Origin of the sequence: Collinsella sp. AF39-11AT, assembly GCF_003474585.1 — a bacterium.
Lineage (GTDB): Bacteria > Actinomycetota > Coriobacteriia > Coriobacteriales > Coriobacteriaceae > Collinsella.
In genome coordinates this window covers 217-2,304 of sequence record NZ_QROG01000049.1, presented here as the reverse complement: position 1 = coordinate 2,304, position 2,088 = coordinate 217, and the positions used below count along the sequence as shown (strand labels likewise).

Here is a 2,088-nt window from a genome sequence, read left to right as displayed (position 1 = left end):
GGCCGCGCGGCAAGGAGATATATTGCCAGACCGGAGGGGCGCCGGGGACGGGAATCTGGGCGTACACATTTCCTACACATATAAGGACTCTCGGCTGGCTGGGTAAATATAAGAGGGGACCTCGTTTCCGAGATCCCCTCTTTCGCCTATCTACAGTAATAGACTCTTAAATACCTTATGCCAGCAGCTTGCGACCGGACTCTTCAATCGCGTCAAGTGCTGCATCAGCTTCGGCGGCATCCGCGCCCTTGGCAAAGATATACAGCTTGATCTTGGGCTCGGTGCCGGAAGGACGGACGATACCCTTGTTGCCACCCTCGAGATCGAACTCAATGACATTAGCCTTCGGCAGGCCGTTCACGCAGGTGTTGTAGTCCACGACGGCTTCAATCTTGGAACCGGCGAGCTCCGCGGGCGGGTTCTCGCGCAGACCGGCCATGATGCCGGCCATCTTTGCCGCACCCTCAGCACCCGGATAGCTCAGCGAAATCGTCTTATTGTGGTAGTAGCCATACTTCTCGTACAGCTCGTGCATCGCGTCGGCGAGGTTCTTACCCTGCAGCTTGTAATACTGAGCCATCTGGCAAATCAGCAGCGAAGTGCTCACGGCGTCCTTGTCGCGCACGTGATCACCAGCCAGATAACCGTAGCTCTCCTCAAAACCGAAGATAAAGCGATCGACTTCACCGGCATCGGAAAGCGAGGTAATGATGTCACCGATGTACTTGAAGCCCGTCAGGCAGCGACGGAGCTCAAAGCCATATTCCTCGGCCAGAGCATCGACCATGGCGGAAGAAACAATGGTAGTAACCGCGACCTTCTTAGTGAGGTCCTCGCCGCGGGCGGCACGGGTCTTGCAAATATAGTCGAGCAGCAGGACGCCCATCTCGTTACCGGTCAGCAGCAGATAGTCATCGCCATTCTTAACGGCAACACCAACACGGTCGGCGTCGGGATCGGTCGCAAGCAGCAGATCGGGGTGAACCTGCTCGCAGAGATCGATGCCCTTCTGCATGGCCTGTCGGATCTCGGGGTTAGGATACGGGCAGGTCGGGAAATCGCCGTTAGGTTCCTTCTGCTCGGGAACAACCGTGACATCAGTGATGCCAGCGCGCTCGAGCACCGTGGTGACGGGAATGAGGCCGGTACCATTCAGCGGCGTATAGACAAGCTTGAGCGGTGCGCCGGCAATCTCCTCGGCAGAAAGATTCGTAACGCCGCGAGCGAGAACGGCGTCGTAATAACGCTCGAGGCACGAGTCATCGATCCATTTGACCAGGCCCTGCTCAAGAGCCTCATCGAAGTCCATGGACTTCACACCGGTGAACGTATCGGTCTCGGCGATAGCCTTAGAAATTGCATCGGCGGCCTCGCTGGTGATCTGGCAGCCGTCGGGGCCATAGGCCTTATAGCCGTTATACGGTGCCGGGTTATGACTAGCGGTCATGCAAATGCCACCGGAGCACTTAAGATCACGGACGGCCCAGGAGAGCGTCGGCACAGGAGAAATCTTGGGATAAACGAGGGCAGTCACGCCGTTTGCTGCAAGAATGGCAGCCGTCGTCTTAACGAACAGCTCACCTTTATTGCGGCTATCGCGAGCGATGGCAACCGTTGGATGCTCGAAGGTCGCATTGAGGTAGTCAGCGAATCCCTGGGTCGCACGACCGACCGTATAGATATTCATACGGTTAGTGCCCGCACCGATAGTGCCGCGAAGGCCGGCAGTACCGAAGGCGAGATCTTGGAAGAAAGCATCGGTGATGGCGTCCTCATCACCCTGCTCCTTCATCGTGTTAAGCTCAGCGAGGAGCTCCTCGTCCTTGACATTGGCAATCCAAGTATCAAGCAGCTCATGAACATCTGCCATGTGAGTCCTTCCGTCACAATCAATAAAACGACCCGTGTAAAAACAGGACAAGCGCAGCAGTGCGCTAAAGCAAATATTAGTCCATTGAGAACAGAGAACCGACCAAAGAACGGTGAACGTCTATATTCAGCGGTGGATGATTAAATTGATTTAATTGCATAAGGAATGTTGCCCGTAAACGCAAAAAAGGGGGAGGCCGCGAGGCCTCCCCCTTCTTC

General features: G+C 55.7%; 1 protein-coding gene. It reads right to left on the bottom strand.

Annotation, left to right across the window (positions count from 1 at the left end; genetic code table 11):
• Positions 1-175: 175 nt before the first annotated feature.
• Entirely contained in the window at positions 176-1,870 is a 1,695-nt protein-coding gene (locus DW037_RS10365) for a phospho-sugar mutase (protein ID WP_055252695.1), read from the bottom strand.
• Positions 1,871-2,088 lie beyond the last annotated feature (218 nt).